The organism is Streptomyces sp. NBC_01515 (assembly GCF_045040345.1).
Classification (GTDB): Bacteria; Actinomycetota; Actinomycetes; order Streptomycetales; family Streptomycetaceae; genus Streptomyces.
Genome location: NZ_CP109416.1, coordinates 5197165 through 5223510 on the forward strand (window position 1 = coordinate 5197165; position 26346 = coordinate 5223510).

General features: G+C 70.3%; 27 protein-coding genes. 18 read left to right on the plus strand and 9 right to left on the minus strand.

Features of this window, described 5'->3' with window-relative positions:
• Window positions 1-5 precede the first annotated feature (5 nt).
• The 4 genes from OG407_RS23080 (at window position 6) to OG407_RS23095 (ending at window position 4327) form a co-directional block, all read left to right on the plus strand.
• Complete coding sequence (locus OG407_RS23080; protein ID WP_405860781.1) at window positions 6-830, plus strand: DUF6597 domain-containing transcriptional factor; 825 nt, start codon at window positions 6-8, stop codon at window positions 828-830.
• Window positions 831-886: 56 nt separating this feature from the next.
• Window positions 887-2314, plus strand: coding sequence for an MFS transporter (locus OG407_RS23085; RefSeq protein WP_405860783.1), 1428 nt, complete (start codon window positions 887-889; stop codon window positions 2312-2314).
• A gap of 166 nt (window positions 2315-2480) precedes the next feature.
• The gene (locus OG407_RS23090; RefSeq protein WP_405860785.1) at window positions 2481-3638 is read left to right on the plus strand and encodes a sensor histidine kinase; all 1158 of its coding nucleotides are present in this window, start codon (window positions 2481-2483) and stop codon (window positions 3636-3638) included.
• Window positions 3635-4327 carry a response regulator gene (locus OG407_RS23095; protein WP_403588589.1) on the plus strand — a complete coding sequence of 231 codons (693 nt, stop codon included), beginning with the start codon at window positions 3635-3637 and terminating at the stop codon, window positions 4325-4327. Before OG407_RS23090 ends, OG407_RS23095 begins: the two co-directional genes overlap by 4 nt.
• On the opposite strand, the gene OG407_RS23100 is transcribed toward OG407_RS23095, so the two are convergent.
• From OG407_RS23100 to OG407_RS23115, 4 genes are all read right to left on the minus strand, one after another.
• On the minus strand, window positions 4296-4850 hold the full coding sequence (locus OG407_RS23100) for a hypothetical protein (protein ID WP_405860787.1): 555 nt from the start codon (window positions 4848-4850) through the stop codon (window positions 4296-4298). The genes OG407_RS23095 and OG407_RS23100 overlap by 32 nt on opposite strands.
• Window positions 4851-5032: 182 nt before the next feature.
• The gene (locus OG407_RS23105; RefSeq protein WP_405860789.1) at window positions 5033-5560 is read right to left on the minus strand and encodes a DUF1062 domain-containing protein; all 528 of its coding nucleotides are present in this window, start codon (window positions 5558-5560) and stop codon (window positions 5033-5035) included.
• Window positions 5561-5773: 213 nt separating this feature from the next.
• Window positions 5774-6247 (minus strand): MarR family winged helix-turn-helix transcriptional regulator, encoded by a 474-nt coding sequence (locus tag OG407_RS23110; RefSeq protein WP_403588583.1) that lies wholly within the window; start codon window positions 6245-6247, stop codon window positions 5774-5776.
• Window positions 6248-6357: 110 nt separating this feature from the next.
• Window positions 6358-6843, minus strand: a complete 486-nt coding sequence (locus tag OG407_RS23115) for a hypothetical protein (protein ID WP_405860791.1) — start codon at window positions 6841-6843, stop codon at window positions 6358-6360.
• A 131-nt stretch (window positions 6844-6974) separates the two neighbouring features.
• Here OG407_RS23115 and OG407_RS23120 point away from each other — a divergent pair, with 131 nt between their 5' ends.
• The 3 genes from OG407_RS23120 to OG407_RS23130 all read left to right on the plus strand — a co-directional run bounded on the left by OG407_RS23120 (window position 6975) and on the right by OG407_RS23130 (window position 8402).
• Complete coding sequence (locus OG407_RS23120; RefSeq protein WP_026151077.1) at window positions 6975-7310, plus strand: YnfA family protein; 336 nt, start codon at window positions 6975-6977, stop codon at window positions 7308-7310.
• Window positions 7311-7422: 112 nt separating this feature from the next.
• Window positions 7423-8199 carry an SDR family NAD(P)-dependent oxidoreductase gene (locus tag OG407_RS23125; protein ID WP_405860793.1) on the plus strand — a complete coding sequence of 259 codons (777 nt, stop codon included), beginning with the start codon at window positions 7423-7425 and terminating at the stop codon, window positions 8197-8199.
• Window positions 8199-8402 (plus strand): hypothetical protein, encoded by a 204-nt coding sequence (locus OG407_RS23130; RefSeq protein ID WP_405860795.1) that lies wholly within the window; start codon window positions 8199-8201, stop codon window positions 8400-8402. Before OG407_RS23125 ends, OG407_RS23130 begins: the two co-directional genes overlap by 1 nt.
• A 183-nt stretch (window positions 8403-8585) precedes the next feature.
• On the opposite strand, the gene OG407_RS23135 is transcribed toward OG407_RS23130, so the two are convergent.
• The gene (locus OG407_RS23135) at window positions 8586-9779 is read right to left on the minus strand and encodes an RtcB family protein (protein ID WP_405860797.1); all 1194 of its coding nucleotides are present in this window, start codon (window positions 9777-9779) and stop codon (window positions 8586-8588) included.
• A gap of 270 nt (window positions 9780-10049) precedes the next feature.
• Between OG407_RS23135 and OG407_RS23140 the strand changes: the two genes are divergently transcribed.
• The 3 genes from OG407_RS23140 (at window position 10050) to OG407_RS23150 (ending at window position 13486) form a co-directional block, all read left to right on the plus strand.
• Window positions 10050-10880, plus strand: coding sequence for a DUF3558 domain-containing protein (locus tag OG407_RS23140; protein WP_405860799.1), 831 nt, complete (start codon window positions 10050-10052; stop codon window positions 10878-10880).
• Between the two features lie 118 nt (window positions 10881-10998).
• Window positions 10999-11964 carry a DUF3558 family protein gene (locus tag OG407_RS23145; RefSeq protein ID WP_405860801.1) on the plus strand — a complete coding sequence of 322 codons (966 nt, stop codon included), beginning with the start codon at window positions 10999-11001 and terminating at the stop codon, window positions 11962-11964.
• A gap of 199 nt (window positions 11965-12163) precedes the next feature.
• Window positions 12164-13486 (plus strand): DUF2637 domain-containing protein, encoded by a 1323-nt coding sequence (locus tag OG407_RS23150; protein ID WP_405868548.1) that lies wholly within the window; start codon window positions 12164-12166, stop codon window positions 13484-13486.
• 70 nt (window positions 13487-13556) lie between these two features.
• On the opposite strand, the gene lysS is transcribed toward OG407_RS23150, so the two are convergent.
• The gene (gene lysS, locus OG407_RS23155) at window positions 13557-15305 is read right to left on the minus strand and encodes a lysine--tRNA ligase (protein ID WP_405860803.1); all 1749 of its coding nucleotides are present in this window, start codon (window positions 15303-15305) and stop codon (window positions 13557-13559) included.
• Window positions 15306-15631: 326 nt separating this feature from the next.
• Between lysS and argS the strand changes: the two genes are divergently transcribed.
• A complete protein-coding gene (gene argS, locus OG407_RS23160) occupies window positions 15632-17401 on the plus strand; it encodes an arginine--tRNA ligase (protein WP_405860805.1) in 1770 nt (589 codons plus the stop codon).
• 127 nt (window positions 17402-17528) lie between these two features.
• Here the strand turns inward: argS and OG407_RS23165 are convergent, their stop codons facing one another.
• Window positions 17529-17966, minus strand: coding sequence for a peptidoglycan-binding protein (locus OG407_RS23165; RefSeq protein WP_327402159.1), 438 nt, complete (start codon window positions 17964-17966; stop codon window positions 17529-17531).
• Window positions 17967-18262: 296 nt separating this feature from the next.
• Here OG407_RS23165 and OG407_RS23170 point away from each other — a divergent pair, with 296 nt between their 5' ends.
• The 4 genes from OG407_RS23170 to OG407_RS23185 are packed head-to-tail and all read left to right on the plus strand — an operon-like array spanning window position 18263 to window position 22638.
• Window positions 18263-19024, plus strand: a complete 762-nt coding sequence (locus tag OG407_RS23170; RefSeq protein WP_405860807.1) for a peptidoglycan-binding protein — start codon at window positions 18263-18265, stop codon at window positions 19022-19024.
• Window positions 19021-19857, plus strand: a complete 837-nt coding sequence (locus OG407_RS23175) for a helix-turn-helix domain-containing protein (RefSeq protein ID WP_405860809.1) — start codon at window positions 19021-19023, stop codon at window positions 19855-19857. The genes OG407_RS23170 and OG407_RS23175 overlap by 4 nt, the downstream gene beginning before the upstream one ends.
• A 17-nt stretch (window positions 19858-19874) precedes the next feature.
• The gene (locus OG407_RS23180; RefSeq protein ID WP_405860811.1) at window positions 19875-21797 is read left to right on the plus strand and encodes a glycosyltransferase family 2 protein; all 1923 of its coding nucleotides are present in this window, start codon (window positions 19875-19877) and stop codon (window positions 21795-21797) included.
• Between the two features lie 10 nt (window positions 21798-21807).
• Window positions 21808-22638 carry an inositol monophosphatase family protein gene (locus tag OG407_RS23185; RefSeq protein ID WP_405860813.1) on the plus strand — a complete coding sequence of 277 codons (831 nt, stop codon included), beginning with the start codon at window positions 21808-21810 and terminating at the stop codon, window positions 22636-22638.
• A 126-nt stretch (window positions 22639-22764) separates the two neighbouring features.
• Here OG407_RS23185 and OG407_RS23190 read toward each other — a convergent pair whose 3' ends face one another.
• On the minus strand, window positions 22765-23184 hold the full coding sequence (locus OG407_RS23190) for an ATP-binding protein (RefSeq protein ID WP_405860815.1): 420 nt from the start codon (window positions 23182-23184) through the stop codon (window positions 22765-22767).
• Window positions 23185-23306: 122 nt separating this feature from the next.
• Between OG407_RS23190 and OG407_RS23195 the strand changes: the two genes are divergently transcribed.
• The 3 genes from OG407_RS23195 (at window position 23307) to OG407_RS23205 (ending at window position 25450) form a co-directional block, all read left to right on the plus strand.
• Window positions 23307-24119, plus strand: coding sequence for a Scr1 family TA system antitoxin-like transcriptional regulator (locus tag OG407_RS23195; RefSeq protein ID WP_405860817.1), 813 nt, complete (start codon window positions 23307-23309; stop codon window positions 24117-24119).
• Window positions 24116-24295: a DUF397 domain-containing protein gene (locus tag OG407_RS23200; protein ID WP_405860819.1), complete on the plus strand. Its 180-nt coding sequence runs from the start codon at window positions 24116-24118 to the stop codon at window positions 24293-24295. Before OG407_RS23195 ends, OG407_RS23200 begins: the two co-directional genes overlap by 4 nt.
• A gap of 258 nt (window positions 24296-24553) precedes the next feature.
• Window positions 24554-25450 carry a DUF4253 domain-containing protein gene (locus tag OG407_RS23205; protein WP_405860821.1) on the plus strand — a complete coding sequence of 299 codons (897 nt, stop codon included), beginning with the start codon at window positions 24554-24556 and terminating at the stop codon, window positions 25448-25450.
• 24 nt (window positions 25451-25474) lie between these two features.
• Here OG407_RS23205 and OG407_RS23210 read toward each other — a convergent pair whose 3' ends face one another.
• Entirely contained in the window at window positions 25475-26326 is an 852-nt protein-coding gene (locus OG407_RS23210) for an arylamine N-acetyltransferase (protein ID WP_405860823.1), read from the minus strand.
• Window positions 26327-26346 lie beyond the last annotated feature (20 nt).

The following is a 26346-nucleotide window of genomic DNA, read 5'->3' on the forward strand; positions in this document are numbered from 1 at the left end:
CCCTCATGGCCGCCGCCCGCCGTGACACCGGAGGAACAGCCGACGACACCCGAGGAATCGTCGACCCCGCCGAACTCCTCGCCCGCGTGCACTTCCGCCGCCCCGAACCCGCCGAAGCCCTCCGCCCGTACATCGAGCACTACTGGCTGATCGACTGGGACCTGACCGAGCCCTACGTCTCCCACGTCGTCCCGCACCCGGCCGTGCACATCGTCTTCCAGCACCTCGCCGGCGAGGACGCCTTCGTCGAGGTCGCGGGCATCCCGAACGGCCTCTTCGCCCAGAAGCTGGAGGGACGGGGACGCGTCTGCGGCATCAAGTTCCGGCCGGGTGCCTTCCGCACCGTCGCCCCGGACCGGCCGGTGTCCGAGTGGACCGGGCAGCGAGTGCGGCAGCCCGACGTGTTCCCGGACATCGACCCCGCCACGGTCCTCGACCTGCCCGACGAGACCGCCCGCGTCGCCGCCCTCGACACCTTCCTGCTCGCCCTCGACCCACAACCCGACCCACAGGCCGACCTCGCGACCACCCTGGTCGACCGCATCCGCACCGACCGCACGATCCGCCGCGTGACCGACTTCGCCCACGCCGAAGGCCTCTCCGTACGGCTGCTGCAACGCCTCTTCGCCGGGTACGTCGGCGTCGGCCCCAAGTGGGTCATCCTGCGCTACCGCATCCACGAGGCCCTGGAGCGGGCCGGCGCCGAGGAGCCCGTGGACTGGGCGGGGCTCGCCGCCGACCTCGGCTACGCCGACCAGGCCCACCTGGTCCGGGACTTCACGGCGACGGTCGGGGTGACACCGACGACGTACGCACAGGGCGTGCACTGACGGCACGCTTCTAATCCGGTTGACCGGATGGAGAACGGTCATGGATATTTATCTGCGTGACACAGATTCTGCGCAACACAAACAAATCCGAAGGGGACCCGCCTCTCCCCGCCCGCACCCGCTGGGCGATCCTCGCCGTGGTCCTCGCCGCCGACGTCCTCGACCTCCTCGACTCGACGATCACCAACATCGCCGCCCCGACCATCGCGAGAGACCTCGGCGGCGGCCCCGCCCTCGTCCAGTGGCTCGGCGCCTCCTACGCCCTCGCCCTCGGCGTCCTCCTCGTCCCCGGCGGGCGGCTCGGCGACCGGTACGGGCGGCGGCAGGTCTTCCTCGTCGGGCTCACCGGGTTCGTCGTCGCCTCCCTGGCCTGCGGGCTCGCGCCCGGCCCCGTCTTCCTGGTCGTCGCCCGGCTCGTGCAGGGCGCCTTCGGGGCGCTGCTCATCCCGCAGGGCTTCGGCATCCTCGGGGCGAGCTGGCCACGCGACCAGATCGGCAAGGCGTTCAGCCTGTTCGGGCCGGTGATGGGGCTGTCGGCGGTGGGCGGGCCGATCCTCGCCGGGTTCCTCGTCGACGCCGATCTCGGCGGCCTCGGCTGGCGCCCCATGTTCCTCATCAACCTCCTCCTCGGCGGCGCCGCCCTCCTCGCCGCCCTGCGCCTCCTCCCCCACGACACCGGCGACGGCACCGCCCGCGTCGACGGCCCCGGCTCCGCCCTGATCGCGGGCGCCATGCTCGGCCTCCTCGGCGGCATCATCTACGGCTCCGAGCACGGCTGGACCGGCCCCGCACTCGCCCTCCCGCTCCTCGGCCTCGCCCTGTTCGCCGGGTTCTGCCACCGCCAGCGCACCGCGCCCGAACCGCTCATCCGCCCCTCCCTCCTCCACAACCGCGGTTTCACCGCGGGCCTCCTCCTCGGCGTCGTCGCCTTCGCCGCCGTCGCCGGACTCCTCTACGTCATCTCCCTCTACTTCCAGCAAGGCCTCGGCCGCTCCCCCGCGGGCACCGCCCTCGGCCTCGTCCCGCTCTCCGCCGGCATCGTCGTCGCCTCGATCGCCTGCTACCGGCTCATCCACCGCCACGGCCGCCGCCTCGCCGCCACCGGCCTGCTGATCATCCTGACCGGCTGCGGCTACCTCGCCGCTCTGGTCGCCAACTCCGGCACGGGTGGTTGGGCACTCGTCCCGCCCCTCCTCCTCATCGGACTCGGCATGGGCACCTGCTTCGGCACGATCTACGACGTCACCATCGGCGACATCGAACCGTCCGAGGCGGGCAGCGCCAGCGGCTCGCTCAACGCGGTGCAGCAGTTGGCCAACGCGATCGGCGCGGCGGCCGTAACCACCGTGTATTTCGCGGCAGTTGGCGACGGTACGACCCACGCGCTCCTCGTGAGCCTGGGTGCGGTCGGCGCCGCCGTCGCCCTGTGCCTGTGTCTCGTACGGCTGCTGCCGCGCGCGGCGCCGGCCGGCCATGGTCACTGAGCGCCGACGGGCACACCCGCACGCTGGTAGCTTTCGCAGCGGTCGGACGACGACGACGGCGGCGGCAGCAGCAGCAGTCACCGTCCCCGGAACAGCGACACCCACAGCAACAGCCACAGCCACAGCCACAGCCACAGCCACAGCCACAGCGGGAAGAGAGCCCCCGGTGAACCGAACTCAGGGCGTTATTCGGTGGTTCACGGCGGACAACAACCCCATCCAGGTCTTCGGCACCGTCGCCGCCATCGCCGTCGGCGCGATCGTGGTGCGGCCGATCGGGTTCTCCGGGACCGGGCTCGCCGTGCTGTGTCTGCTGGTCCTGGTCTCGCTGATGACGTGCACGCGGCTGATCCCGGAGGGGCGGCTCGCGCCGGGGCCGCAGTTCGCGGTGCTGTGTGTCTGGTCGGCCGGTGCCGCCGCGCTGATGGGACTGGACCGCTCGGGGGCCTCGGCCCTGTTCGCGTACTTCGCCACCGGGCACGCCGGATACCGCCTCGACAGCCGCCGCTCGCTGCCCTTCGCCGCATGCACCAGCGCCCTGTGCGCGGGGGTGCTGCTCCTGCCGTGGGGCAGCCACGGCACCTCGTGGCTTGTGGGCGCCTTCACCGGTGTCAGCGTGCTGGTCGGGCTCTCCAACCGTGCCCACACCGCCGCGTTGCGCTCCGCGCGGGCCGCCGCCGAGCAGGCGGAGCTGGCCTCGCGGGCGGAGGCGCGGGCCGAGGCGCTCGCCGAGCGGGCCCGGATCGCCCGGGACGTGCACGACGTACTGGCCCACTCGCTGGCCGGGGTGAACATGCAACTGGAGGTCACCGACGCCCTGTTGGAGTCCGGTGACATCGAACGGGCCCGGCAGGCGGCCCAGCGGGCGCAGAGCCTGGTGCGGTCGGGGCTGACCGAGGTGCAGCGCACCGTCGGGGACCTGCGCGAGGACGCGCTGCCGCTGGTGGAGACCTTGCGGTCCATGCTCGGCTCCGTGTCCGACGCCGGTACGCTGGCCGTCGACGGGCCCCCGCGTGAACTGCCCGTCCGCCTCACCCAGGTGATCGTGCGCTGCGCCCAGGAGGCGCTGACCAACGCGCACAAGTACGCGCCCGGCGCCCCGGTCCGCATGCGCCTGGAGCACCTCCCGGACGAGACGGTCTTCGAGGTGGTGAACTCCGCGCCGCCGGAGGGTTCGCGGCCGTTGGCCGGTGCGGGGAGCGGGATGGGGCTGGTCGGGATGCGCGAGCGCCTCGACCTGGTGGGCGGCACGGTCACGGCCGGGCCGATCGTGGACGGCGACGACGCAGGAGGTTGGCGAGTGCGCGTGGTGATCCCGGGATGAGCGACGAGCAGCGGGGCGAGCAGCAGCCCATGGTGCGGGTGGTCGTCGCCGACGACCAGACCGCCGTCCGCGAGGCGCTGGCGACCGTACTGGATCTGCAGCCCGGCGTGGAGGTCGTGGCGACGGCGAGGGACGGCGGGGAAGCCGTGCGGGCCGCCGAGGAGCACTCCCCGGACGTGATCCTGATGGATCTCAACATGCCGCGGATGGACGGGGTCGAGGCCACCCGGCTGCTCGCCGAGCGCTTCCCGCAGGTCGCCGTCGTCGTGCTGACCACCTTCGCCGACGAGGAGTACATCCTCGCCGCGCTCGGTGCCGGTGCCCGCGGCTACCTCACCAAGGAGTCCGGCCGGCAGGACATCACCCGCGCGGTGCGGGCCGCGGCGGCCGGGCAGTCCGTGCTCGACCCCGCCGTACGGGACCGCCTCGTCGCGGCCGCCGCGCGGGGCGGCGCCCCCGTCGAACGGCCGGGCACCGGACTCGCCCCGGACCTCACTCCTCGGGAGGTCGAGGTGCTCACGCTGATCGGCGAGGGCCTCACCAACCGGGGCATCGCCGAGCGGCTGGTGGTGAGCGAGGCCACGGTGAAGACGCATATCAACAACCTCTTCTCCAAGGCGCATCTGCGGGACCGGGCGCATGCCGTGAAGTACGCGTTCATCCACGGACTGGTGAAGACCCCTGGGTGAGCGCCGCCCCCTGGACCCCGGCCGGCAGCAGCCGCACGCGGGCCAGCAGCAGGAACACCCGGGTGAGGACCATGGCCAGCGCCATGATGACGAAGAACGGGGCGATGGCGTCCTGGACTATCTGGTGCTCGGTCATGAACGTGCCGAGCTGGTCGCGGAACCAGGTGTTGTGCTCGGCGAAGTAGATGAACGCGACGCGCGCCGCGACCACCAGCGTCCAGATCGCCACGAACCCCGCGCCGCACCGGGTGTGCACATGGCCCGAGGCCGGGTCGCGCTCCACGCCGGTCGTGAACGTGGCGACGACACCACAGGCCAGCCCGATCGCCGCGCCCACCAGATAGACGACCACGTCGACGTGCTGGGTGGGCATCCCCCGCAGGTAGAAGTACCCGACCGCCGACACCGTGCCGATCGGCATCAGCACCTTGTGCAGGTCGTACTTCCGGCGCCCGTACTGCGTCAGCATCATCACCGCGAAGATGCCTCCGCTGATCGTCAGCGCCTGCTCCATGTCCGTCATGACGTCCCACTCCTCGGTCCCCGGCGGTGTCCCCGCCTCGCGTTTTCCTGAGTCCGACTCTCCCGCCGAAGCCGAAAAAGCTCCCGGACCCACGGGTGGATTTCCGGGTGGAGACGCGAGGTGGAGCCTGCCCCTAGGGGTCCCTCAGGGGCAGGCTCCCGCTCACGAGAAGCGCTCAGCACTCAGCGCTTGAGCGTGAAGGTGAAGTCGCCGGTGAGCCTGGCGCCCAGCCGGACCGCCGACACGAGACTCCCCTCCTCGATCAGCCTCCCGACCTCGGCCCGCGAGAGACCGCAGCCCTCGGCGATCAGCCGCACCGGCCGGACCGGTATCCGCGCCGCGAAGCGCACCGACACCTCGATCACCTCGCGGTCCAGGAAGTCCGTTCCGCCGGTGTCGAGACGCCAGGCGCCGTCCCAGTCGAGGGCGATGCGATTACGCCGCCGCAGCACCGGATCCTGGAGCAACTCGGCTGCCAGGACAGGGTCGTTGGCGTGCAGCCGGTCCAGCAGGCCGGGTCGTACGGAGCGCACGTTCGCCCGCTCCAGGACCGTGAGTTTCGTGGTGTCCCCGCAGCCGGTGCAGAGCGCGAGGAGCCACGCGTCGATGAGCTTGTGATGGGCGTTGACGCGGAACTTGCCGTTCGCCCGGAAGCGTTCGGACGCGCACGCGTGGCAACGGCGGAGGACGAGCGGAAGGCAGGTGGGCATGACAAACCAGGTGGCGAGCACAGAAGTACACCGGTTCCAGTGAGAAGTCCGCAGCGGAAAGGGGCGCGGCGCACAGGCGCGACGCGCGACAGATCAGCACTCGGGGGGTCTCACACGGTGTACAACGGCACGTCCTCGCCCAGACGACTGGATTCGGCAGGACGATAACGGCGCACGACAGCGCCGCTCAACGGATTTTCGGCGCCTCGGGCGCTACACGTCCCCCGCCCGCAGCCGCCCGATCTGCTGCCCGCTGAACTCCACCGTCCGCCTCATGTGGCCGACGATCACGGCGAGTTCGGCGTCACCCAGCTCGTCGAAGAGGGTGAACCAGCCGCCGCCGAGCCGGTTCCACATGCGCCCGAACTCGGTGATCTTCTCCGGCACGGTCGCCACCAGCACCCGCCGCCGGTCCTCCGCGTCCCGCTCCCGGACGACGTACCCCGCCCGCTCCAGCCGGTCCACGAGCCGCGTCGCCGACCCGGTCGTCAGTCCGGTCAGTTCGGCGACCCGGCCCGTGGTCACGGGCCCGGCCTCCAGCGTGAGCAGGTTCAGACACTGCAGATCGGTGGGGTGCAGCCCCAGCCGGTCGGCGACGGCCTGGTTGAACAGGGCGTACGACGCCATGTACCGGCGCGATACGGAGGACAACTCGTCCAGCAGCCGCGCCCGCGCGTTCCCGGACATGTCGTACCCCTCGTCGCCTGTGCCGTTCCGCACGTGCCGTACGTGCCGTGCGGAGATCGAGATCGTACGACGCGCCCGCGGGCGTGGCTCCTCGGTACTACGGGTGTGGCTCAGAAGTAGTAGCTGTCACCGGTGTCCAGGACGAGCACCCGCTGCTGGTCGTTGGCCCGGTTCCCGTCCACCGCGCCCCCGCCCCACACCGTGTCCAGCTCCAGCAGCACCTCGGAGGACGCGTCCCGCAGCCGTACCCGCACCTCGATCCGCTCGCCCACCGCGTCCGCGGCCAGCGCCCCCGTCCGGCACACCACCACCCGCTCCCCCGACCGCGCACACCCCTGCGGCAGCGTCTGCGCGTCCGCGAGCGGCTTCGACCAGCGCAGCCGTACGGTCGCGTCGGGCACCGCGGACGGACCGTGGTTGCGCGGGGTGAACCGCACGTCGACCCGGCCACCGGTCATGGTGGCGGAGCCGTGATAGGCGAGATCCGCCTCCGGACCCGGGATGTCCGGGTGAGCGGGGAGCCCCGGGGCCGCGCCCGTCACCGCCAGCGCGGCAGCCCCTGCAGCAAGAGTCCGTAGTACCCCTAGTACCCGCATGCCATCCGCTCCTCAGTACGCCACGCCTCCACGGCTGCACCCCGCCGTGGTGGTCGTACGGATGTATCCCACGCGGAGCGCGCGACAGGCGCCGTCCATCAGGTGACAGCCCGCGTGATGTGATGGCGGGCATGCTCGTGCTCCGCTCCGCGGCCCTCTTCGTCGTCGCCGCCGTCTTCGAGATCGGCGGCGCCTGGCTGGTCTGGCAGGGGGTGCGCGAACACCGCGGCTGGCTCTGGATCGGCGGCGGGATCATGGCCCTCGGCGTCTACGGCTTCGTCGCCACCTTCCAGCCCGACGCCCACTTCGGCCGCATCCTCGCGGCGTACGGCGGGATCTTCGTCGCCGGTTCGCTGGCCTGGGGCGCGGTCGCGGACGGCTACCGGCCCGACCGCTGGGACATCACCGGCGCCCTGATCTGCCTGGCCGGGATGGCCGTGATCATGTGGGCGCCCAGGGGGAACTGACCCGGAACCGCGCCCCCCTATCCTGGACGGAGTCGTACATACGAACTCGTTGATCCGTCTCATTGACGTGTCTTGTTGACGTGTCTTGTTGATCCGTACCGAGGAGCAGCCCATGGCCACCGCCGCACCTTCCGCCGCCTCCCGCATCGCGGTCGTCACCGGGGCGAGCGGTGGAATCGGCGCCGCCACGGCCCGGCAGCTCGCCTCGGCCGGCTACCGCGTCGTCCTCACCGCCCGCCGCAAGGACCGTGTCGAGGCGCTCGCGGAGGAGATCAACGGGAACGGCGGCCAGGCCACGGCGTACGCCCTGGACGTCACCGACCGCGAGGCCGTCGACGAGTTCGCGACCGCCTTCAAGACCATCGGCGTCCTGATCAACAACGCGGGCGGCGCGCTCGGCGCCGACCCGGTCGCGACCGGCGACCCCGCGGACTGGCGCACGATGTACGAGACGAACGTCCTCGGCACCCTGAACATCACCCAGGCCCTGCTCCCGGCCCTCACCGCGAGCGGCGACGGCACGGTCGTGGTCGTCTCCTCCACGGCCGGACACGGCACGTACGAGGGCGGCGCGGGCTATGTCGCCGCCAAGCACGGCGCGCACGTCCTCGCCGAGACGCTGCGCCTGGAGATCGTCGGCACCCCGGTGCGGGTGATCGAGGTCGCGCCCGGCATGGTCAAGACGGACGGGTTCGCGCTGACCCGCTTCGGCGGCGACGCGGAGAAGGCGGCGAAGGTCTACGCGGGCGTCGCCGAGCCCCTCACGGCGGACGACGTGGCCGACACGATCACCTGGGCGGTCACCCGCCCCAGCCACGTCAACATCGACCTTCTCGTCGTGCGCCCCCGCGCCCAGGCCTCGAACACCAAGGTCCACCGGGAGCTGTGATGCCGGACGAGGAGGGCGACCCGGCCGGCCTGGACACTCCGGCCGGCCCGGACAACTCCCAACAGGCCCTGGACCGGCGCCGGTTGGCCGAGGAGACCAGGAACGAACGCAAGGTCTGGTACTTCCTCGGCTACTTCCTCTTCGGCATCCACCTCATCGCGTTCGTGATGATCTACGCGGTGATGCACGCCCCGAACAAGTAGGCGCGAACGCGGCCCTGCCGACCCCGACCTTCAGCCCGCCAGTGGCCTTCGTGGCGGCCTGCGCGGAGGCAGCGGTGCCGAGGCCGGTCACCACGAGAGCGGCAACCGCCCCGGCGGCCACGACAGCCCGCCGACTCATCCCACCCTCACAGCGATCTCAGAGGAGCTGCGGAGCTGCGGGGCTCAGCCCTTCACGCAGACGACCTGCTTCAGCTTCGCCACGACTTCCACAAGGTCCCGCTGCTGATCGATGACCTGCTCGATCGGCTTGTACGCGCCCGGGATCTCGTCCACGACGCCGGAGTCCTTGCGGCACTCCACACCCCGTGTCTGCTCCTCCAGGTCCTTCGTCGAGAAGCGACGCTTGGCCGCGGTACGGCTCATGCGCCGACCGGCGCCGTGCGACGCGGAGTTGAAGGACTTCTCGTTGCCGAGGCCCTTCACGATGTACGAACCGGTGCCCATCGAGCCCGGGATGATCCCGTACTCGCCGGAGCCGGCGCGGATCGCTCCCTTACGGGTGACCAGCAGGTCGACGCCCTCGTACCGCTCCTCGCTCACGTAGTTGTGATGGCACGAGATCTCCTGCTCGAAGGCCGGCTTCGCCTTCTTGAACTCCTTGCGGATCACGTCCTTCAGGAGCGCCATCATGATCGTGCGGTTGTACTTCGCGTACTCCTGCGCCCAGAACAGGTCGTTGCGGTACGCCGCCATCTGCGGGGTGTCCGCGATGAAGACGGCGAGGTCGCGGTCGACCAGGCCCTGGTTGTGCGGGAGTTTCTGGGCCGTGCCGATGTGGTGCTCGGCCAGTTCCTTGCCGATGTTCCGCGACCCGGAGTGGAGCATGAGCCACACCGAACCGTCCGCATCCACGCACACTTCGCAGAAGTGATTTCCTCCGCCAAGTGTGCCCATTTGCTTCGTGGCCCGGTCCTCCCGGAACTTCACCGCGTCCGCGACCCCCTCGAACCGCCCCCAGAAGTCGTCCCACCCGCCGGTGGCGAACCCGTGCAACCGCCCCGGCTCGACGGGGCTGTCATGCATCCCCCGCCCCACCGGAATCGCCTGCTCGATCTTCGACCGCAGCCGCGAGAGATCGCCGGGAAGATCGTTCGCCGTGAGTGAGGTCTTCACCGCGGACATTCCGCAGCCGATGTCGACCCCCACCGCCGCCGGGCACACCGCACCCCGCATCGCGATGACCGAACCGACCGTCGCGCCCTTGCCGTAGTGCACGTCCGGCATGACCGCCAGGCCCTTGATCCAGGGCAGGGTCGCGACGTTGCGCAGCTGCTGGAGCGCGCCCTCCTCGACCGACGCCGGGTCGGTCCACATGCGGATCGGTACCTTCGCGCCCGGCATTTCCACGTACGACATAGCGTCCTCATTCCCCCGGAAACAATCAAAAAAAGTCAAAAGTCATACATCGCAAAACTGGCGCCAAGGTCAACGAAAGGGACAGCGGACCGGCGTACACGGCTGTGCGTGCGATAGACATTGTCTCCAGGGGGTCCCCCGGTGCGGCAAGCGATTAACCAGCGGGGACACTGGCAGACCCTGGATCGTTCAAGGGGTCGAGGGGCACGGAACACCGCCGGCACCCGACACCCGACACCTACCCGACACACCGTCGAGAGGAGCCCGACCGTGCAGCGGAAGGCGTACGTACCCGGCACCGCCGCGCTCCTCGTGGCGCTGCTGGCCGGCTGCACGAGCGGCTCGGCCGACAGCGGTACGACGGACGACGCGAACCCGGGCGAGGCCGGCACGGCGACGGCGGTGGCCCAGCCGGGCAAGTACCGCACGCTCCCGGAGCCCTGCGGCGCGGTCGGCCACGGCACCCTCGACTCCCTGCTCCCCGGCATCCGGCAGATCACCGACCCGGAGCAGCGCGAGGCGGCGTACGCGGGCGACGCGACGCTGACGTACGACACGGACCGCAAGGTGGGCTGCCGTTGGAAGGTCGAGTCCACGGACGCGACCGACCATCTCCTCGTCGACTTCGAGCGGGTGGTGTCCTACGACAACGCCGTGAGCGACGACAGCCAGGCGCAGACGATCTTCGCGACGAAGGAGACGGCGGCGGATCTCCCGGAGCCGACGGCGAGCGCCACGGCGTCGGAATCGGCCTCTCCGGACTCCACGGCAGCGGATTCCGCGACGCCCTCCGTCACCCCCTCTTCCCCCTCGTCCACCTCCGGCTCAGGCTCACCCTCCCCCACCGCCTCCCCCACCGGTCTCGAACCCCGCGCCCTCTCCGGTCTCGGCGACGAGGCGTTCCTGGACGACGCGTTGAGCGGTTCCGGTTCAACGGCTCAGCAGCGCACGGTGACTGTGGTGTTTCGCACGTCGAACGTCATTGTGACCATCGAGTACGAGGAGCAGCCGGCGACGGTCGGCGTCGTGCCGGACAGCCAGAAGATGCAGGACAGGGCGCGGAAACTGGCCGCGCAGCTGGCCGATTCGCTCAACGGTTAGGGCGTTCGGGAGGACCGTTCGCGGGGTCGCGCAAAGCCCGTGAACGGAGACCGCACAGGTGACTCACCGCGTACCGTGGCCCCTCGGACCCGATCCGACGGCAGGAACCACGAGCGTCATGAGTGAAGGAACCATGCATCAACCAGCACAGCGAGACCACAGTGACCAGCAGCGGGCGAAGCGTCTGAGCCGCCTCCTTGTCTGCGCGGCCGCCGTCCCGGTGATGCTGATCGCGGCCGGCTGCTCCTCGGACTCCGGCTCCGACGACGGCGCGGGCAAGGACACGACCGGCCCCGGTGCGACGACGTCCGCCGACGCGACCGCCGCTCCGACGGTGCAGGCGGCGGCGTACAAGAAGCTGCCCGAGCCGTGTGCGGTGCTGTCGAAGAAGACGTTGACCGATCTGGTGCCGAAGGGCGCCAAGTCGGGCAAGGAGGGCACGTCCAGCGACACGGCGTCGCGCGGCAGTTGCTCCTGGACGAGCCTGGACAACAACGGGGTCAAGGGGTCGCAGTTCCGCTGGCTGAACGTGTCGTTGCTGCGGTTCGACTCCTCGCAGACGCAGGGCGAGGGCGACAAGCTGGCCGCCGCGTACTACGCGAAGCAGGTGCGGGAAGCGCAGTCCGTCACCGGCGCGAAGAGCGCCAAGTCGGAGCCGGTCGCGGGCGCGGGCGACGAGGCGACGGCGGTGCGCTACGACCTGAAGAAGAAGGAAGGCGCCTTCAAGCAGCAGACGGTGGTGGCGCGCGTGGAGAACGTGGTCGTCACGATCGACTACAACGGCGCGGGCCTCGCGGGCGACAAGGCGCCGAGCGCGGACACGCTGACGAAGGCTGCGGAGAAGGCCGTGAAGGAGGCCGTGGCGGCGGTCACGTCGGCCAACGGCACGGGTACGGGCGCGGGTTCGGGCTCCGGCTCGGGTTCGGGCGGCGCGGGCGGCACGCCGTCGAAGTCCCCCTCCAAGTCGCCCTCCAAGACCGCTTCCCCGTCCGCCTCCGCCTCCAGGTCGGCGGCGAAGTCGGACGCGAAGGCCCCGGCCGCCACTGCCTCCTCCTCCGCCTCTTCCGCCGCCGACAAGAGCTGACGGCAGATTTCACATCCGGTCCGTTCACGGGCCTCAACTCGCAGGTCAGCACAGGCCTTTGACGGAGCCCGGCCCCTTCACGGACCGGGCTCCTGACGGACCGGCACCCAGGACGCCGCACACATGTGCCACCCTGTTGCGCGCAACAACATGTAAGGGGAGGGGAGTCCGGGTGTCCGCACCCATTCAGCTCACACGTATGCACCGGGTGCTCATCGGTGTGGTCGTCTCCGGTGCGGTCGTCATCGCCGGTATCGGCTTCGCCGGTTCGTACGCCGCCGTGCGCGAGCTCGCCCTGAAGAAGGGCTTCGGGAACTTCGCGTACGTCTTCCCGGTCGGCATCGACGCGGGCATCTGTGTCCTGCTCGCCCTCGACCTGCTCCTGACCTGGATCAGGATCCCCTTCCCGCTGCTGCGCCAGACGGCATGGCTGCTGACGGTCGCGACGATCGCCTTCAACGGCGCCGCGGCCTGGCCCGACCCGCTCGGTGTCGGCATGCACGCGGTGATCCCGATCCTGTTCGTGGTCTCGGTGGAGGCGGCCCGGCACGCGATCGGCCGTATCGCCGACATCACGGCCGACAAGCACATGGAGGGCGTCCGGCTCACCCGCTGGCTGCTCTCCCCCATCCCGACGTTCCTGCTCTGGCGCCGGATGAAGCTCTGGGAACTCCGTTCCTACGAGCAGGTCATCAAGCTGGAGCAGGACCGCCTCGTCTACCAGGCCCGCCTCCACTCCCGCTTCGGCCGCGCCTGGCGCCGCAAGGCCCCGGTGGAGTCGATGATGCCGCTGCGCCTGGCCCGCTACGGCGTCCCCCTCGCGGAGACGGCCCCCTCGGGCCTGGCGGCGGCGGGCATCGAACCCGTACTGCTGCCCCCCACCCCGCAGTTGGAGCCGGCCCGCGAGCAGGAGCAGCCGTCGGCACCGGCCGTCCAGAACACCCCGGCACCGGCCCGCGAGCAGCTGCCCGCGGCCGAGGCGTACGAGCCCCCCGAGCAGCCGGAGGACTACGCGCAGGCGCAGAGCCCGTGGCTGCAGGCGCGGGACCCGCAGACGGTGGCGTACCAGGGCGGCTACGACCCGACGTACGACCCGGACTCGGCGTACCGGCAGTGGTACGCGGAGCAGCAACAGGCCGCGCAGTTCCAGCAGTACGAGGAGGAACAGCAGCGGTTCGAGCGGCAACAGCAGCCGTTCCCGCAGCAGCAGGCGTTCCAGCAGGAGGAGGAGCCCGCCCCGGCCCCTGAGCCCTCCATGGAGGACACCGGTACCTTCCCGATCCCGTCGGGCCCCGGCCGTACCCGTGAGATGGGTGCCGGCGGTGGCACGGAGCTGACCGAGGACGAGTACTACCAGGTCTTCAAGAAGTCGATAGACGGCAGTTACCCGACCTCGGGCCAGTTCCGGGGCGACGTGGAGGCCACCTACGGCATCACGCTCCCGCAGCGCGAGGCCGAGCGGATGGTCACCCGCTTCACCAACCGTCACACGACACAGCTTGAGGAAGAGCACATCGCCTGAGACGGGAAGATCCGGGACAGGAAAATGACGAAGGGCCCTCTTCCGAGGGCCCTTCGTCATTGCGGTGCCGCTACTCCCCCAGCAGCCTCCGCACCCGCTCCTGTCCGACCGCGAGGAGCAGCGTGGGCAGACGCGGCCCGGTGTCACGACCGACCAGCAGGTGGTACAGGAGGGCGAAGAACGTGCGCTGGGCGGTCTTGATCTCCGGCGGGAGCTCCTTGGCGGTCGCGTCGGCGGAGAAGCCGGCCTGGACCTTGGGAACGCCGTAGACGAGGTGGCTCAGGCCGTCCAGGGACCAGTGCTCGGCGAGGCCGTCGCGGAGCAGCCGTAGGGACTGCTGGGCGGGCTCGTCGAGGGACTTGAGGAGTTCGGTGTCGGGTTCGTCGCGCACGATGGTCCGCTGGTCGGCGGGGACGTGCGTGTTGATCCAGGCCTCGGCCTTGTCGAGCCGGGGGCGGACCTCGTCGAGGGTGGACAGGGGGTGGGCGGGGTCCAGTTCGCTGAGGATGCGCAGCGACTGCTCCTCGTCGCCCGCGGTGATGTCGGCGACGGACGCGAGGGTCCGGTACGGCATCGGCCGGGGCGTGCGCGGGAGTTCACCGGCGGCGGTGCGGACGGCACGGGCGTGCGCGGCGAGGTCGGCGGGAAGCGCTGACCCCTCCGCGACCTTCCCGTCCAGCTTGTCCCACTCGTCGTAGAGCCGCTGGATCTCCTGGTCGAAGGCGATCTTGAAGGACTGGTTGGGGCGGCGGCGGGCGTAGAGCCAGCGCAGGAGCTGCGGTTCCATGATCTGGAGCGCGTCGGCCGGGGTGGGGACCCCGCCCTTGCTGCTGGACATCTTGGCCATGCCGCTGATGCCGACGAAGGCGTACATGGGCCCGATGGGCCGCTCGCCGCCGAAGATCCCGACGATCTGCCCACCGACCTGGAACGAGGATCCCGGGGACGAGTGGTCGACACCACTCGGCTCGAAGATCACGCCCTCGTAGGCCCAGCGCATCGGCCAGTCGACCTTCCAGACCAGCTTGCCGCGGTTGAACTCGCTGAGGTGGACGGTCTCGGTGAACCCGTCCTCGGTGCAGACGTACGTCAGCTCGGTGGTGTCGTCGTCGTACGCCGTGACGGTGGTGAGGTCCTTGCCGCAGCTGCCGCAGAAGGGCTTGTACGGGAAGTACCCGGCGGAACCGGAGCTGCCGTCGTCCTCCTCGGCCGCGCCGGAACCCGCCTCGGCCTCCAACTCGGCGGCGTCGACAGGCTTCTGCGACTGCTGCTGCTTCTTCGCGGGAGCCTTCTTGGTGCGGTACTGGTCGAGGATCGCGTCGATGTCACCGCGGTGCTTCATGGCGTGCAGGATCTGCTCGCGGTACACGCCGGAGGTGTACTGCGCGGTCTGGCTGATCCCGTCGAACTCCACGCCCAGTTCGGCGAGGGAGGCGACCATCGCGGCCTTGAAGTGCTCGGCCCAGTTCGGATACGGCGAGCCGACCGGGGCCGGTACGGAGGTCAGCGGCTTCCCGATGTGCTCGGCCCAGCCGGCGTCGGTCCCCTCCACCCCGTTGGGCACCTTGCGGTAGCGGTCGTAGTCGTCCCAGGAGATGAGGTGCCGGACCTCGTGGCCCCGGCGGCGGATCTCGTCGGCGACGAGGTGCGGGGTCATGACCTCGCGGAGGTTCCCGAGGTGGATGGGCCCGGAGGGGGACAGCCCGGACGCGACGACGACAGGTTTGCCGGGGGCCCGACGCTCCGACTCCTCGATGACCTCATCCGCGAAACGGGAGACCCAGTCGGTGGTCTCGGTGCTCTGAGCCACGATCGGCACGTCCTCTTTTTCTGCCAGTTCTGCACGGGCAGCCGGTACGGTCGCACGGCTGACCGCCCTATTGTCCCAGGCGACCTCACTTCCACGAAAACGCCTTTTCCAAGCCCGTGACTGTGGGGGACGGGGAGGGGGTGCCCTTTGGGGACGGGCGACGGGGCTGGAATGGCGGCGCAGCCGCCGTCAAGGGGCGCGGGGCTGTATCGATATGCGGCTCCGCCGCGGGGCGCGACCAGCCCCCACCGGGCCCGCACCCGAAAAACTCGCTTTACCCCCCGTGGGATACTGGCGGTGTATACGCATCCCACGAGGAGAACGGCTCCCACCCCATGACCTCGGTCACGTCGCTCACCGACCTAGTCCACCAGCGCCTCGCGAACGCCCTCACGGCAACCCTGCCGGAGGCCGACGCGGACCCCCTGCTGCGACGTAGCGACCGCGCCGACTTCCAGGCGAACGGCATCCTCGCCCTCGCGAAGAAGGCCAAGGCCAACCCCCGGGAGCTGGCAACCCAGGTCGTGGCGAACGTGACCACCGGCGACGTGATCAAGGACATCGAGGTCTCCGGCCCCGGCTTCCTGAACGTGACGATCACCGACCGCGCGATCACCGAAACCCTGGCCGCCCGCTACGCCGACGACACGGCCCGCCTCGGCGTCCCCCTCGCCCCCCACCCCGGCACGACGGTCATCGACTACGCCCAGCCGAACGTGGCGAAGGAGATGCACGTAGGCCACCTCCGCTCCGCGGTGATCGGCGACGCGGTCGTCCAACTCCTCGAATTCACCGGCGAGTCGGTGGTCCGCCGGCACCACATCGGCGACTGGGGAACCCAGTTCGGCATGCTGATCCAGTATCTGGACGAGCACCCGGGCGAGTTGGACCACGCCGACGCGGCCGTCACCGGCGAGGAGGCGATGTCGAACCTCGACCGCCTCTACAAGGCCGCGCGCAAACTCTTCGACTCCGACGAGGAGTTCAAGACCCGGGCGCGCCGCAGGGTCGTGGACCTTCAGGCGGGCGACCCGCAAACCCTCGCCGCGTGGCAGAAGTTCGTGGACGAGTCGAAGATCTACTTCTTCTCCGTCTTCGAGAAGCTGGACATGGAGATCCGGGACGCGGACATCGTCGGCGAGTCGGGTTACAACGACATGCTGGACGAGACGTGCCGCCTCCTGGAGGAGTCCGGCGTCGCGGAGATCTCGGACGGCGCGCTGTGCGTGTTCTTCGACGACATCAAGGGCCCGGACGGCAACCGCGTCCCCCTGATCGTCCGCAAGTCCGACGGCGGCTACGGCTACGCGGCGACGGACCTCTCGGCGATCAGGGACAGGGTCTTCAACCTGAAGGCGACATCGCTCCTCTACGTCGTCGACGTCCGCCAGTCCCTCCACTTCAAGATGGTCTTCGAGACCGCCCGCCGGGCCGGCTGGCTCAACGACGACGTCACGGCGTACCAGTTGGCCTTCGGCACGATCCTCGGCAAGGACGGCAAGCCGTTCAAGACGCGTGAGGGCGTGTCGGTGAAGCTGGAGGACCTCCTCGACGAGGCGGTCCAGCGCGCCACGGCGGTCGTCCGCGACAAGGCCGAGAAGGTCGGCCTGACCGAGCAGGAGATCATCGACAACGGCCGCTACGTAGGCATCGGCGCGGTGAAGTACGCCGACCTGTCCACGTCCGCCGTCCGGGACTACAAGTTCGACCTGGACCAGATGGTCTCCCTGAACGGCGACACGGCGGTGTACCTCCAGTACGCCTACGCCCGCATCCAGTCCATCCTCCGCAAGGCCGGCGAGTCCCACCCCCAGGCCCACCCGGAACTCGAACTGGCACCGGCGGAACGTGCGTTGGGCCTCCACCTGGACCAGTTCAGCGAGGTGATCGCGGAGGCGGCCAAGGAGTACGCCCCCCACAAGCTCACGGCGTACCTCTACCAACTGGCCTCCACCCTCACGACGTTCTACGACCAGTGCCACGTCCTCTCCCCGGACAACGCCCCGGAGGTCGTCGAAAACCGCCTGTTCCTGGTGGACTTGACGGCACGGACGTTGCAGCGGGGGATGGCGTTGCTGGGGATCAGGACGCCCGAGCGCCTCTAGCCCCACTCGCTCTCATGCGCACGCGCCGCGGCCCGTCCTCTCCCCCGGAGAGGACGGGCCGCGGTCGTCAAAACCGGTGTTCCCAGCTGCCGTTGGCTCAGCTGCCGTCGACCCGGATTCTGTTGGCTCAGATGCCGTTGGCGAAGTTCTTGAACGCGGCCCGGGTGCCGGAGCCCGCGTCGCCGTCGATCGCGCCGGTGTAGCCCCAGTTCTGCAGCAGCCGCTGGAGCGCCTTGATGGTGTTGACGCCGGGGTCGCCGTCGATGGCGCCGGTGTAACCCCAGTAGGTCTGGAGGTTGCGCTGGAACGCCTTCCAGCTGTTCGTGCCGAGCTGCCCGTCGATGGTGTCGGTGTAACCCCAGTACGTGTGCAGCCAGTTCTGCACCTTCTTGGCCTCGGCGGTGGAGAGGCCGAAGTTCTGCGTCGCCTGGATCGAGACGTCGGAGGCCTGTACGGAGGCGGCCGGCGCGGCGAAGCTGGGAGCGGCGAACGCGACGCCCCCCACCGCGATGCCGGCGACGGCGGTGAGGCTGACGAGGGTCCTGGCCACGACATTCGGTCGCATGCGTTCCTCTTTCAGGTAGTCGGTCGTCGTGCTGGAACGAGACTGCGGCCCGCCCGGGCCGCCCGGCCACCGTCGGCGCCGAACTGACGTCCCGACGGGACGCCACCACCTCTGACCTGCGGGGACATCGACAGCGGGGACGGCAGAACGGGACGACTGCCGCCCCCTCGCGGACCATGGCTGATTCCGTTCATGCGCGGGAACCGAATAGCCGTGCGAAGCGGTGTCAGTGATGCAGAATGCGACGCGACAGGGACCCGCTGACCCGGGCCCTGAACGCGAAGTGGGGGGTACACATGTCGCGTTGGAAAGTGCTGCCCGCGGAACTGGATCCGCGCGTACGGCAGTTGGTGGTACGCCTGCGCCGCCTGAAGGACCACAGCGGCCTGAGCATCCGGCAGTTGGCGGCGCGGACGGGGTACAGCGCGAAGTCCTGGGAACGGTATCTGGGCGCCCGCTCCCTGCCGCCCGCGGAGGCGCTGGAGGCCCTGGCCCGGGTCTGCGGCGAGGACCCGACCCGCCTGCTGGCACTCCGGGAGGTGGCGGCGGAGGGGTGGACGGCCACGCCCGAACAGCCCCCGGTGGCAGGCCAGTTGCCGTCACCGGAGACCCCCCGGCCCCCCGAGCGCCGCGCCCTGCGCATCGCCCTCGTGGCCGGCTCGGTGACCCTCGTCCTGGCGGTCTCGTCGGCGGTCCTGGTGACGGTCCGCATCATGAACGCCGACAACACCGGCAGCCCTACGACCACGACCCGATCGGCGACGCCACTCGCCGCGCCGACGGCCGCGTCGCCGTACCCCTGCCGTATCCAGCGGACCGGCGGCCAGTGGTACGCGGGCAACAGCCGTACCCAGCAGGAGAATCTGGCCGTGGGCAACACCGGACCGGATGTCGCCGAGGCGCAGTGCCTGTTGCGCCGGGCGGGTATCTCACCGGGCGGTATCGACGGGATCTTCGGCCCGCTGACGGAGCACGCGGTCAAGGAGTTCCAGAAGCGGTCCCGCCTCGTCGTGGACGGCATGGTCGGCCCGCACACCTGGAAGGCCCTCAGGGGATGAACCAACTGGCCGCCGCGATGCGGGAGTTGAGGACGGCGACCGGCCTGAGCCTGGCGGGCCTGGCCACGAAGACGCCGTACAGCAAGTCGTCCTGGGAGCGCTACCTCAACGGCAAGACCCTGCCCCCGAGGGAGGCGGTGGAGGAGCTGTGCCGGCTCGCGGGCGAACCGGTCGGTCGGTGTGTGGCGCTGTGGGAGCTCGCGGAGGCGGCGGGAAGCGGCCGAGCGGCGACAGCTGAGGCGGCGACACCGACGGCACCATCCTCTGCGGTGACACCCCCGCCGCCGCCCGTCTCTCCACCCCCGCCCCCGCCCCCAGCTCCGGAACAACGGGGCGTCGTAGCCCTCGCGGTCCTCGCCTCCATCTGCGCGGTGGCCGTGACCGCCGTAGTCCTCGCCCTGCTCCTGCTCCCCGACTCCCGCGCCTCCGAACCCCTCTCCCCCACCGCCGCCACCACGGCCACCCCCGTCGGCCCGGGCTGCCACGGCACGGCCTGCGAGGGCCGCAGCCCGATCGCCATGCGCTGCGCCGCCCAGCCGGACACCGTCGCCCGGCACCGGACGGCCACCGGGGCGTGGATGGAGCTGCGGCACAGCAAGGTGTGCGGGACGACCTGGGCGCGGACGTGGGGCGGCCGGATCGGCGACCGGATCGAGATGAGCGTGCCGGGGCGGGCGGGGGCGGTGCACGGGGCGGAGGTGGGGAACGCCGTGGACGCGGAGTCGTATGTGTACACGCTGATGGCGGTGACGGGGCCGGGGACTGTGGTGCGGGCGTGCTTCCAGCCCGCGACGGGCGGCAAGCGGGAATGCTTTGACGGGGCTGTGAGGTAGCTGTGTAGTGTCCTTGAATGCCCAGAGTCAAAGTCAGCGTGATCGTTCCCGTCTACAACACCGGGAAGTACGTCGACGAGTGCGCGCCGTCCCTGCTGGGGCAGAGCCTGCCCGCCGACGAGTACGAGGTCATCTACGTCGACGACGGCTCGACCGACGACACCCTGGGCCGCCTGGAGAAGATCGCCGCCGGGGCCCCCAACGTCCAGGTGCACACCCAGCCGAACTCGGGCTGGCCGGGCGCGCCCCGCAACCTCGGCATGCGGCACGCGGAGGGCGAGTACATCCAGTTCGTCGACCACGACGACACGCTCGGGCCGGAGGCCCTGGAGCGGCTGTACGAGCACGCGAAGCGGAACGACGCGGACGTCGTCCTCGGCAAGATGTCCAGCACGATGGTGCGTCCCCGGCGGCTGTTCCGGCACACGGTGGACGCCTGCACGATCGAGAACGACGAGCTGACGCAGAGCATGTCGCCGCACAAGATGTTCCGGCGGGCGTTCGTCGAGGAACACGGGCTCCAGTTCCCCGAGGGCCCGTGGATCCTGGAGGACCTGGCCTTCGTCAGCGCCGCCTATCTGAAGGCGGAGCGCATTTCGATCCTCGCCGACTATCCCGTCTATTACTGGATGAAGCGGGACGACGGCGGCAACAACACCCAGCACCGTTTCAACCCGAAGCACGGTTTCTGGCCCAACACCCGTACGGTCGTCCGCCAGTTCAAGGAAGCCACACCCGCGTCCGACGACATCGACGCACTCCAGAACCGGCTTCTCCACCGCCTCTACCACGTGGAGATCCTCTCCCGGACCCGTGAGCCCGAGATCCTCCGCGAGGACCCGGCGGAACAGCGGCAGCGTTTCGAGGCGGCACGGGAGGTAGCACTTGAGGAGTTCCCGGCAGCTGTACGAGAAGGCCTCCCCCCGGTGTCCCGTCTGCGCGCCACCCTGCTGGAGGCCGGTGACTTCGACGGCGCGGTGACCCTCGCGGAGCGCGTCCGCGAGGTGAAGGCCCGCAGCGAGATCCGCGACCTGCGCTGGGAGAACGGCCGCCTGGTGGCCGACGTGACGCTCGGCCTCCTCCGGGGCGACGGCGAGCCCCTCGTCCTCGTCGAACGGGACGGAAAGCGGTACCTGGACCCGGAGTTGCTCGACGGCGTGCCGGGGACGGAGGACGGCTGGGAGGTCCCGGACCCGTTCCGGCGGGCGTACGCGGAGCTGGTGGTGAAGGACCGGGACCGCGAGGACTGGTGGTATCCGGAGGGCGACCTGGAGGTTCGGCTGAAGTCTCTCGGGGACGGCTGTTCGCAGGTCGTCGCCTCCGGTCAACTGTCCCTGGATCCCGAGCGGTTGGCGGGTGGGCGTCCGCTGGAGCGGGGCGTGCACGACGTGTGGGCGTACGTCCAACTCCTGGGCGTGGACCGGATGGTGCGGGTGACGGGCGACGGCCCGGCGGCGGGCCCGGCGCTCACCGGTGGCCGCCTCGCGCTGCCGTACTGGACGGTCAAGGGCCAGCTCGCCCTCGACATCGACCAGCGCCAACGCAAGCTGGGCCCCGACACGGCAGCGGTCGCCGCGACCAACTCCGGGCGGGGTGAGGGGAGTTCACTCCCCCTGCCGTACGTGGCGGCGACGGCGGACTCGACCCCCGCCCGCGTGAAGGTCACCGTGTCGACGCTCGCGGTGAACGCCGAGTTGATCCCCACCCCCGACGCCACCACCGCCCAACTCCGCCTCCCCGCCCGCCTGAAGCTCCCCTCCGGCCGCCACCCGGTGGCCCTCCCGAAGACGGCCAACCCGCTCGCGTACGCGGTCGTCCGCGACGGCACCGTGCTCCGGCTGGAGGGCCCGGCGTACGAGGCCGGGGGCGGGCGGCGGTTCCTCGACTCCGTCGCGGACAACCGTCAAACGCGGTGGGTGCGGCGGAGGTTGGGGCGTTAGGCTCCGACCGGTGACCAGTGCCGGTTCCTGTGCGAGTTCCGACGATGCCGCGGTCGCGACAGCCGCGGCGCGGGCCGGTGCCGAGGTGGTCCGCGCCCTCTACGGTCGGCGGCTCGACCGCGTCGACAAGGGTGCCGGGGACTTCGCCACCGTTGCCGATGTCGAGGCGGAGGCGGCGATCCTTGACGTCATCCGTGCCGCGGGGCCCGATGACGCGGTGCTCGGCGAGGAGGGCGGGCAGCGGGGTGCCGCCGACGCCGAGCGCCAGTGGTTGGTGGATCCCCTGTGCGGCACGCTGAACTACGCCGCCGGCACCATGCTGGTGGCCGTCAACGTGGCGCTGCGCGACGGGGCTGCGGCGGTGGCCGACCCGTTCGGCGGCGAGGTTTTCTTCACCGATGGGCAGCGCGCCTGGGTGCGGCGTGACGGGGCCGACGACGCACTGCTGACGCCCTCGCCCGCTACCCGGTTGGTGGACGTCAACCTGGATCCGCCGTTCCCGAGTGCGCCGGTGTTCCGGGCCGTGGATCTGCTGGCCCACCCTGAGTTCGTCGGCCGTTTCCGGCCGCGCGTCGTGTCCACGACACTGGCGCTGGCCTGGGTGGCCGCCGGAAAGCGCGCCGCGTACGTCACCGATGGCGGCGACCTCTCCGGAAGCGTGCATTTCGCGGCCGGTATCGCTGTGTGCCGGGCCGCCGGGTGTGTTGTCACCGGGATCGACGGTGCCCCGGTCGGCGAGGCGGGCCGTGGGCTCCTGGTCGCCGCCGACGAGGAGACCCACGGGCTGCTGATGTCGATGATGCGCGGCCGAAGCCGGCGATCCGCCTCGTCCGGCGGCTGACAGCGGCGCATGGGCGCAAGTGCCCGTCGAGCTCGTGGAGTTCGGCGTGAGCGGCCGGTGATCAGGTCGACTCGTCAAGGACCGCACCAAGGTCCTCGGCCTCTGTTCGTATCGAGTACAAGCCGGTCAGCGGTCCCGAGGGAGTGCGGTCCGGCCGATGTCCGTGTCGAACTCGGCCCACACCACCTTCCCGAAGTCCCGTTCCCCCACGCCCCACTTGTCGGCGAGCGCCGACACGAGCAGCAGCCCGCGCCCGCCCTCGTCGGTGGCTTCTGGGTGGGTGTCGACGCGCGGGATGCCCCCACCGCTGTCGTGCACCTCGACCCGCAGCGAATACCCGTCGCACCGCAGCAGCAGCCGGAACTGACGCCCCGGCGGCACCCCGTGCACCAGCGCGTTGGTCGCCAACTCGCTTACGCACAGCAGCACATCGGCGCCGCGCTCGGTCCCCGCGAGTCCCCACTCGGCCAAGTACGCGTGAGCGAACTGCCTCGCGGCGGGAACGGACCGGCGTTCGCGCCGGAAGAACTTCTCACTCAGGTTCACGGGACAAGAGTTGCGCAGCGTCACCAGTGTTGACAGGGCGTGAGCCCTGCATCCGTTTTTGTACGGGTGGAGTACGGGTTCGTGCGGGGTCCGGAACGGGTGGATGTGGGGAGCACCACAGCATGAACTCCAAGAAGAACCGCTCGACGATGCGACTGCTGGGCGCGCAGGTGAAAGCGGCCCGCATGGCCGCCGGGTTGACGCAACGCCAGCTCGCCGAGCGGGCGTTGGTCGACGAGGAGACCATCGCGTCGGTCGAGCAGGGCAGGCGCCGGCTGATGCCCCCGCTGGCGAAGTCACTGGACAGGATCCTCGACACGAAGGGGACGTTCGAGGCGGGCGTCGACAACCTCCCGGAGATCGACCAATTCCCGCTCTACGCCGAGGAGTACATGCTGCACGAGCGGGAGGCCATCTCCCTGTCCTGGTACGACGCGCTGGTCATCCCGGGCCTCCTCCAGACCACGGCGTACGCCCGCGCGGTCCTGGCTGAACGCATTCCGGCCTACGACGAGGACGAGATCGCGGCGAAGCTGGCGGGTCGTATCGAGCGGCAGGAGATCCTGCAGCGCAAGAATCCGCCGACGATGAGCTTCGTCATCTGGGAGCCGGTGCTACACCTCGGCCTCGGAACCCCGGAGGCCCGCCGCGAGCAGCTTCGTTTTCTGCGCGAGTGTGCCGAACTCCCGGGCCTCGCCCTCCAGTTCCTGCCGATGAATACGGCAGCGCACGCTGGTCTCGACGGCCCCTTCACACTCCTGGAGACACCGGATCACCAGCAACTGGCTTACACAGAGGGGCAGCGTGGCAGCCAGTGGGTCGCGGACCTCGACGAGGTGTCCAGGCTGGCGCGCAAGTATGCAATGCTGCGGTCACAGGCCCTGTCACCCCAGGAGTCCAGGGGCCTGCTGGACCGTCTGCTAGGAGATCAATGAGCACCGCACTTGAGTGGTTCAAGTCGAGCTACAGCGGCAGCGAAGGCGGCCAGTGCGTCGAGGTCGCCACCTGCCCCAACACCATCCACATCCGCGACTCCAAGAAGCCGGAAGCCGACGGGGCCACGCTCCAACTCGGCCCCGCTGCCTGGGCTGCGTTCACCGCCACCCGGTAGTCGACAAGTCCAAACTGAGCGATGCTCGGGACCGCTCACCCCTCCCCACAGAGTGAGCCACAGAAATGTGACACTCAGCGCCAAAGTGTCACACTTTCACCAACAGGGTCCCGTCCGGCAGGCCTCAGCCGAGGGCAACACCGCTTGCGTCCGATCACCGGAACAGATCAGTGAACCCTGCCAGCTCTACTTGGCGGAGCCGCCCCCGGACAACTCCCCGCACCCCCACTGTCAGTGGCCGCCTCTACAGTTTCCGACATGGCGACCCTTCCCAACCCGCTGCCGACGCTGTCGGCCGACCCGCGCGGCAGCTCGCTCGGGCTTGAGCTCCCCGCCGGGAGTCTGATCGACGTAACCGCCGAAGGCCCGGCGGACGAACCGTTGTTGTGGTGTGCGGACGAGCCGGCGAGGCCCGGTGGCTGGGCCGCGCTCCAGCCCGCACGCCGGGCCGCCGGGCTGCTCCCCGTGCTGTTGGAGGGGGACGGCGGCGAGTTGGGCAGGCCCGAGGAATGGCAGTTGCTGCCCGATGAGGCGTCGTACCCCGGGGACCACGACGCCGAAGAGGTCCTGGAGGAGTTCTGGGAGGAGTACGCGGCGAGCGAACCCGCCCCGGACGCCGACCATCCCGGCAAGGACGCCGTCGCCGAGAACGCCGTCGAGAACTTCGGCGAGCAGTCGACGTACGACGAGACGATCGCCCCGTACGGCGCCGAGTGGCCGGGGCTCGCGCCCGCCACGGCGCAGGCCGTAGACCCCGACGCCCACGCCGCCGAGATCGCCGACTCCCTCGCGAAAACCGGCACTTGGCTGAAGGAGCCGCGCCTCGCGCTGGTGCCGGCCCGCCGCAGCGCGGACATACCGGCCGCGATCGGCTGGACCGGCGCGATCAACTACGAGGGGGACGTCGCCCGGCTCTGCGCCGTCCTGCGCTCCTGGGAGGACCGCTTCGGCATCCGGGTCGTGGCCCTCGCCTGGGACCACTTGATGGTGTCGGTGGCAGCCCCTCCGACGACTCAGGAGGAGGCCGAGGCGGTGGCCGCCGAACACTTCGCCTTCTGCCCCGACAACATCACAGGGGGCGACTACAACACGCTGCGCGTGTACGCCGAGCATCAGGTGCTCAACCAGCGGATGTGGTCCTTCTGGTGGGACTGACCCGCCCGGCACAACCGGCCCGGATCAGCTGAGCAGCTTCATCCCCTCCGGCGCCTCGATCCCGAACTCCTCGTCCAGCAACCGCCGCACCTCACCCTCGTCCGTCAACTCCCGCTCGCTCACTGCTCCATCGGCCCGTGTCTCCGTCAACACGCGGCCGTGGAGCAGGAGATGCCGGTCAGGGGTGACGCGCTGGACGAAGAGGCCCTTGGTGAACGGGGAGCGCGGGTTCGTGGCGATGTGCCAGTTGATGACCTCGAAGTCCACGTGCTCGAACGGCTCCAGCGTGAAGGCGTACTGCGACTGCCAGGCCCCGCTTCCATCGCCGTCACCGCCGTCACCGCCTTCGTACGCCTGGAGCACCAACAGCTCCAACGGCCCCCGGTGCGGCACCCGGACGAACCGGTGCCTGCGCCCCGCGCCCTCGAACTCCCCGCCCACCACCACCGGTACCGGCTCCAACAGCCCCCCGATCGCCCCGAACCCGACATCGGCCAGGTACCGCTGCGGGTCACCCGGTACCTCCACCAGCAGCGCCATGTGGGTGCGCGGGCGGCTCTCGATCCGGTCCGCGCCCACGATCACCCGGGCCGCCAGCAAGGTCACCCCGAAGCCCAGTGCCCTCAGCGCGGTGGCGAGCAGCGTGTTGTGCTCGTAGCAGTAGCCACCGCGCCGGCTGTGCACCAACTTGGCCATCAGGTCCGGCAGTTCGAGCGAGGGAGCCGTACGCCGGAGCGCGTCCAGGTTCTCGAACGGGATGCCCCGCATGTGCGCGAGATGCACGCCCCGCAGCGTCCCCAGGCCGGCCCGCCGCCCACCCTCCCAACCGGTGTGCGCGAGGTATGCGTCCAGGTCGAAGGCGCCGCTGTCAGACATGCCCCCACCCTACGAAATCA

Bases quoted from the DNA above. Each gene is read 5' to 3' on its own strand.
- OG407_RS23135 (WP_405860797.1), bottom strand. From the start codon at position 9,779: ATGTCGTACGTGGAAATGCCGGGCGCGAAGGTACCGATCCGCATGTGG.
- OG407_RS23170 (WP_405860807.1), top strand. From the start codon at position 18,263: ATGTCGCGTTGGAAAGTGCTGCCCGCGGAACTGGATCCGCGCGTACGG.
- OG407_RS23120 (WP_026151077.1), top strand. From the start codon at position 6,975: ATGCTCGTGCTCCGCTCCGCGGCCCTCTTCGTCGTCGCCGCCGTCTTC.
- argS (WP_405860805.1), top strand. From the start codon at position 15,632: ATGACCTCGGTCACGTCGCTCACCGACCTAGTCCACCAGCGCCTCGCG.
- OG407_RS23110 (WP_403588583.1), bottom strand. From the start codon at position 6,247: ATGTCCGGGAACGCGCGGGCGCGGCTGCTGGACGAGTTGTCCTCCGTA.
- OG407_RS23100 (WP_405860787.1), bottom strand. From the start codon at position 4,850: ATGACGGACATGGAGCAGGCGCTGACGATCAGCGGAGGCATCTTCGCG.
- OG407_RS23210 (WP_405860823.1), bottom strand. From the start codon at position 26,326: ATGTCTGACAGCGGCGCCTTCGACCTGGACGCATACCTCGCGCACACC.
- OG407_RS23205 (WP_405860821.1), top strand. From the start codon at position 24,554: ATGGCGACCCTTCCCAACCCGCTGCCGACGCTGTCGGCCGACCCGCGC.
- OG407_RS23115 (WP_405860791.1), bottom strand. From the start codon at position 6,843: ATGCGGGTACTAGGGGTACTACGGACTCTTGCTGCAGGGGCTGCCGCG.
- OG407_RS23200 (WP_405860819.1), top strand. From the start codon at position 24,116: ATGAGCACCGCACTTGAGTGGTTCAAGTCGAGCTACAGCGGCAGCGAA.
- OG407_RS23165 (WP_327402159.1), bottom strand. From the start codon at position 17,966: ATGCGACCGAATGTCGTGGCCAGGACCCTCGTCAGCCTCACCGCCGTC.
- OG407_RS23145 (WP_405860801.1), top strand. From the start codon at position 10,999: ATGAGTGAAGGAACCATGCATCAACCAGCACAGCGAGACCACAGTGAC.
- OG407_RS23095 (WP_403588589.1), top strand. From the start codon at position 3,635: ATGAGCGACGAGCAGCGGGGCGAGCAGCAGCCCATGGTGCGGGTGGTC.
- OG407_RS23175 (WP_405860809.1), top strand. From the start codon at position 19,021: ATGAACCAACTGGCCGCCGCGATGCGGGAGTTGAGGACGGCGACCGGC.
- OG407_RS23080 (WP_405860781.1), top strand. From the start codon at position 6: ATGGCCGCCGCCCGCCGTGACACCGGAGGAACAGCCGACGACACCCGA.
- OG407_RS23130 (WP_405860795.1), top strand. From the start codon at position 8,199: ATGCCGGACGAGGAGGGCGACCCGGCCGGCCTGGACACTCCGGCCGGC.
- OG407_RS23125 (WP_405860793.1), top strand. From the start codon at position 7,423: ATGGCCACCGCCGCACCTTCCGCCGCCTCCCGCATCGCGGTCGTCACC.
- OG407_RS23105 (WP_405860789.1), bottom strand. From the start codon at position 5,560: ATGCCCACCTGCCTTCCGCTCGTCCTCCGCCGTTGCCACGCGTGCGCG.
- OG407_RS23150 (WP_405868548.1), top strand. From the start codon at position 12,164: ATGCACCGGGTGCTCATCGGTGTGGTCGTCTCCGGTGCGGTCGTCATC.
- OG407_RS23195 (WP_405860817.1), top strand. From the start codon at position 23,307: ATGAACTCCAAGAAGAACCGCTCGACGATGCGACTGCTGGGCGCGCAG.
- OG407_RS23180 (WP_405860811.1), top strand. From the start codon at position 19,875: ATGCCCAGAGTCAAAGTCAGCGTGATCGTTCCCGTCTACAACACCGGG.